The 4,440-nt window shown below is 34.5% G+C and carries 5 protein-coding genes and 1 tRNA gene; 1 reads left to right on the top strand and 5 read right to left on the bottom strand.

Translation table 11 applies throughout. From position 1 onward, the window contains the following. Window positions 1–116: 116 nt before the first annotated feature. The 5 genes from prmC to WFK35_RS20950 are packed head-to-tail and all read right to left on the bottom strand — an operon-like array spanning window position 117 to window position 4,261. Window positions 117–968 carry a peptide chain release factor N(5)-glutamine methyltransferase gene (prmC, locus tag WFK35_RS20930; protein ID WP_336734443.1) on the bottom strand — a complete coding sequence of 284 codons (852 nt, stop codon included), beginning with the start codon at window positions 966–968 and terminating at the stop codon, window positions 117–119. Window positions 969–978: 10 nt separating this feature from the next. After that, complete coding sequence (locus WFK35_RS20935; RefSeq protein WP_336734445.1) at window positions 979–2,124, bottom strand: retropepsin-like aspartic protease; 1,146 nt, start codon at window positions 2,122–2,124, stop codon at window positions 979–981. A gap of 8 nt (window positions 2,125–2,132) precedes the next feature. Continuing rightward, window positions 2,133–2,891, bottom strand: a complete 759-nt coding sequence (gene yaaA / locus WFK35_RS20940; RefSeq protein WP_336734447.1) for a peroxide stress protein YaaA — start codon at window positions 2,889–2,891, stop codon at window positions 2,133–2,135. 4 nt (window positions 2,892–2,895) lie between these two features. Beyond that, a complete protein-coding gene (locus tag WFK35_RS20945; protein ID WP_214589980.1) occupies window positions 2,896–3,597 on the bottom strand; it encodes a CPBP family intramembrane glutamic endopeptidase in 702 nt (233 codons plus the stop codon). Between the two features lie 52 nt (window positions 3,598–3,649). Beyond that, a complete protein-coding gene (locus WFK35_RS20950) occupies window positions 3,650–4,261 on the bottom strand; it encodes an L-threonylcarbamoyladenylate synthase (RefSeq protein ID WP_214589979.1) in 612 nt (203 codons plus the stop codon). 101 nt (window positions 4,262–4,362) lie between these two features. Here WFK35_RS20950 and WFK35_RS20955 point away from each other — a divergent pair. Continuing rightward, window positions 4,363–4,435: transfer RNA gene (locus tag WFK35_RS20955), tRNA-Met, on the top strand. Window positions 4,436–4,440 lie beyond the last annotated feature (5 nt).

The following is a 4,440-nucleotide window of genomic DNA, read 5'->3' on the forward strand; positions in this document are numbered from 1 at the left end:
ATCTGCAAATGTTCTAAAGATAGCGTTCCTACGGAACGCCAAATATCTTGTGAATATGATCTCTACACAGATAAAACTCCATAGAGTTTTCTTTAAATAGTCACCAGCTATCAATGTTACTTCCTCCCAAAAACAAACCGGTCATTTTCCGATAAATCTTTGATTAAACAAGTCTCTTCAAAATCAGCAACATATAAATCCAGTGTTTCTGAGCCTAATTTCTGATTGATTTCCAAAAATAACAGTCCGTTTTTATTCAGGTATTTTTTAGCATCTTCGGCTATTTTTCTGTAAAAGATCAAAGCATCGGAAGTAGGAGAGAAGAGTGCCATGGTCGGTTCAAAACCTTTTACGGAATGCTCTATTTCCAGTTCTTCATCTTTTCCAATATAAGGCGGATTTGAAATGATAACATCAAAGCTTTCTTTTAAATCGAAATTCAGATAGTCCGCATGGATAAATCTGACATCAAGCTGATGAAATGCTGCATTTTTTCTGGCAACTTCCAGTGCTTTTTCAGAAAAATCGATGGAAGTAACTTCCGCCTGCGGAAAATGTTTTTTTAAAACCAGCGGAATGATCCCGCTTCCCGTTCCGATGTCCAGAATTTTTAAATTTTGAGCATCAAAAGCTGAACTTTTAATCTTTTTTATTGCCAATTCCAGTAGTTCCTCTGTTTCAGGACGGGGAATTAATACGTTTTCATTCACGAAAAATGTCATTCCGTAGAAATCTGTTTCGCCTAAAATATGTTGATAAGGTTTTGAAGTTTTTAGCTCAGAAATAACTTCAAGAAGCCTTTTTTCATCATCTTTTGATAATTCCTGATCCGCAGATCTTCGCTGATAAAAAGCATCAAAACCAACAATTTTTTCGATGAATACTGAACTCAGAAATGCAGATTCCGAGTCTGTATATAAAGCGGAGAGTTCTGTTTTGAAGTAATTTTTTAGTTCTGAAATGGTCATTTTTAGACAATTATTTTAAATGGCTGCTGTTTTTAATCTCAATTTTTTCGCCGTTTTCTTTTTCCAGAATAAAATCTTCTTTGCTGAAATATGCCCATTGCAACAGCTCGCATTCCGTAAATTCTGATGCATTTCTGCCATTGATCGATTTGATGTGATCTCCGATCTGTACGTTTTTTGCCGTAGAATTTTCGTTCATATTTTTTGAAATTACAGTGAGCTTACCGTCGATGAAAAAAGCTTTGGCATCCATTTGTTTTTTAGGAAGCAATGGTTTTCCGGACTGTTTTAAGTAGAAAGCATTTTCGTTAAAATTCATGATTAAAACATCTGAATACTGGCTGAAAAAGGTAATTCCGATTTTGGATTCTTTTGCTTTATTAATGGTAACCGGCAATTGACGGATTATAGTCTGATCCAGTTTTATTTCATCAACAAAAAAAGTGCTGTAAGATTCGGGATTTCCCAGACCGCTCAGTCCCATATTTGTAGAAATGAATTCATCGGCTTGATTTTTAGACTTTTTTTCATCAAAAATAGTATTCATGATGTCTGTATCTTTAGAATTAATTTCCATTACACCCGAAAATCCGGTATCTAAAAGACAGTTCCTGAAGGTTTTGTCTTGGATGGTAAAATCGATCAAAGGTCTGTTGCTGTGATAGTAAACCGTCCATTTTTGGTAAGACTGATCCGTCGGAAATGGTTTTTCTGAAATATAAATCAGCTTTTTTGTAAAATCTATTTTCCAGTTGAATTTTTTGATGAAGTCCTGTCCCAGAAGCAGCAGATTGGTGCAGTACAAGAAAGGCATATCAAACGTAACTCCTTTTAGGTTTTTTACTTCAAAATTTCCTATGGAAAGCGATTCTATTTTTGTGCTTTTAATCTTTATCTTTTTGTTGCTGGAATCGTTGATGGTTTTATTGGAATCCAGAATTTCTACTCCGGCAGTTTTATTATTGATAGAATTGGTTACGGAGACAGCCGCTCCCGTATCGAGCGCAAATTCTATTGTTTTTCCATTCACTTTTCCCGAAAATGTAAGCAGCTGCTTTTCAAGAGAAAAAGGAATTGAATTAACTTCTGCCTGTTGAGAATAACAACAGATGATTGTTAAAAAGAGCGATGAGAGGAGAAAAATTTTTTTCATCATTTCAGTGTTTATCTTACAAAAACCAGTTTGTTTTCAGTCGATTTTTCTTCATTAATGAGGTAGCCTTCATAATTGAATGCTTTTACATCATCCAAAGTCTGTGCGTTCGTCTGTGCGCAAAATCTTGTAACAAGACCTCGTGCATGTTTCGTGTAAACTACAATGGTTTTCAGTTTTCCTTCTTTTAATTCGTAAAAATCAAAATCGATAATTTGATGGTTGAGTTTTTTACGGTCAACCGCTTTAAAATATTCATTGCTTGCAAGATTCAGGAGGATTTCATTCTTTTTCATTTCAGAATTCAACTGTTCCGTTATCTTTTCTCTCCAGAATTTGTAAAGATTTTTATATTCATCAAATTCAAAAGGTCTTCCCATTTCCAGCCTATAAAGCATCACTTTATCCGAAGGTTTCAGCAATCCGTATAGTCCGGAAAGGATTCTCTGGTTTTTTTGAAGATAATCTACTGCATCTTTGTCTAATGTTTTGGCATCCAAACCTCTGTAAACCTCTCCTGTAAAGGCAAATAGAGCAGGAGCGGATTCTTTTGCAGAAGGTTTTGCTTTCCATTTTTGGTTTCTTTCCCAGTTTTCGTCTGCTAATTTGGCAGAAATTTCCATCAGCTCAGAAAGATATTTCGGAGATTTTTGTTTTAAATAAGAGTGTATAAATTCTGACTGTTCAATGAATTTAGGCGTAGTGGTTTTCAACAGGTCAGTTGAATTTTCCACATTCATTAATTTGGCAGGGGATGTTACTATTTTCATAATGTTAAAAGACGGATAAATGTTTAAAATCAATTAAGTTCATAATCATCAGAGAAATGAAATCATACATAAAATGGCAGATAATCAGGATCTTAATATTAGAATATATTTTATAAAACATGGCAAAAACAACACCGATGAAGAAAGTTCCTAAAATCTGATTTATCGTTCCGTAAGGGCTATGTAGAATTCCGAAAAGTAGGGCAGAAATGATAATTCCAATATATTGATTATGATAAATTTTTTCAATTCTGGACTGCATATAACCACGCATCAGAAGTTCTTCCACAACACCCGCCGTTAAGCAGGTAAAAATAATTAATAAATAATTGTTTTTGAAAATGAAAGAAAGCTGTACAAGCTTATCACTGAAATTTTCGTTTATTAAAATTTTAATTAAAAGGCTTAAAAAAGCGCCACCAACGGCACAAATTAAATAAAGACGGAGTATTTTTTTAACATAAAATGAGAAAGAATAGTTTTTGTCTTTCCACAGCAGGAAAGGTTGTTTTTCGATCAGGAAACTGTACAGAAAAGTAATTGCCAAAACCATCCAGAGTACCATTCTGGAATACAAAAATGAAGTCGCAGTAAAGGCTTTTTCTCCTGTTATCATTGAGATAAGAGGAAAAATATACAGCATTACTGCGGCGAGCAAAACAAATGTAAGAAGAATTCCTAAGGAATATTTTCCGTTCAGACTCATATTAAAAACCTTCAACCATCATTTTAAATAAAAAGACAAAGCTTTTTTATAATTAAATATCTCCTTTTCCCTGACGGATAATTTCAGGTTCTCCCGAAGTAAGATCTACAATCGTGGATGCCATATTATCTCCATAACCGGAATCTATCACGATATCAACCAGATGATCGTATTTTTCGGCGATCAGTTCAGGATCGGTAGAATATTCGATGATTTCATCGTCATCTTTAATGGATGTGGAAGCTATGGGATGTCCCAGTTTTTCAACAATTAATTGCGGAATCGGATGATCGGGAACACGGATTCCGATGGTTTTATGTCCTTTGTAAGCGAGCGGCAGACTTTTATTGGCTTCAAGAATAAAGGTAAAGGGTCCCGGAAGATGGCTTTTCAGAAATCTGAAAGTTGACGTATCTATCGGTCTTGTAAAATCTGAAAGATGGCTTAAATCATTACAGATAATGGAGAATTTTGATTTTTCGAGCTTTATTTTTTTGATCTGGGCAAGCTTCTCCATGGCTTTTATATCGAAAATATTACAGCCTAACGCATAGACCGTATCGGAAGGATAAATAATTAATCCACCATTGTTTAAAGTTTTAATAACCTCATTAATAAGGTTTTCCTGAGGGTTATCCGGATAAATTTTCAATATTTTTGCCATAGTTCAAAGATACGAATATTAAAATAGTTTTCATGAAAGTCCTTTATTTAAAAGAAAAATTAGGAGTTTTAAAAATAATTCGTATATTTGCAGTCCAATATCGCGGGATGGAGCAGTAGGTAGCTCGTCGGGCTCATAACCCGAAGGTCATCGGTTCGAGTCCGGTTCCCGCTACTAAG

The sequence above is a fragment of the Chryseobacterium sp. VD8 genome (assembly GCF_037149975.1).
GTDB lineage: Bacteria > Bacteroidota > Bacteroidia > Flavobacteriales > Weeksellaceae > Chryseobacterium > Chryseobacterium indicum.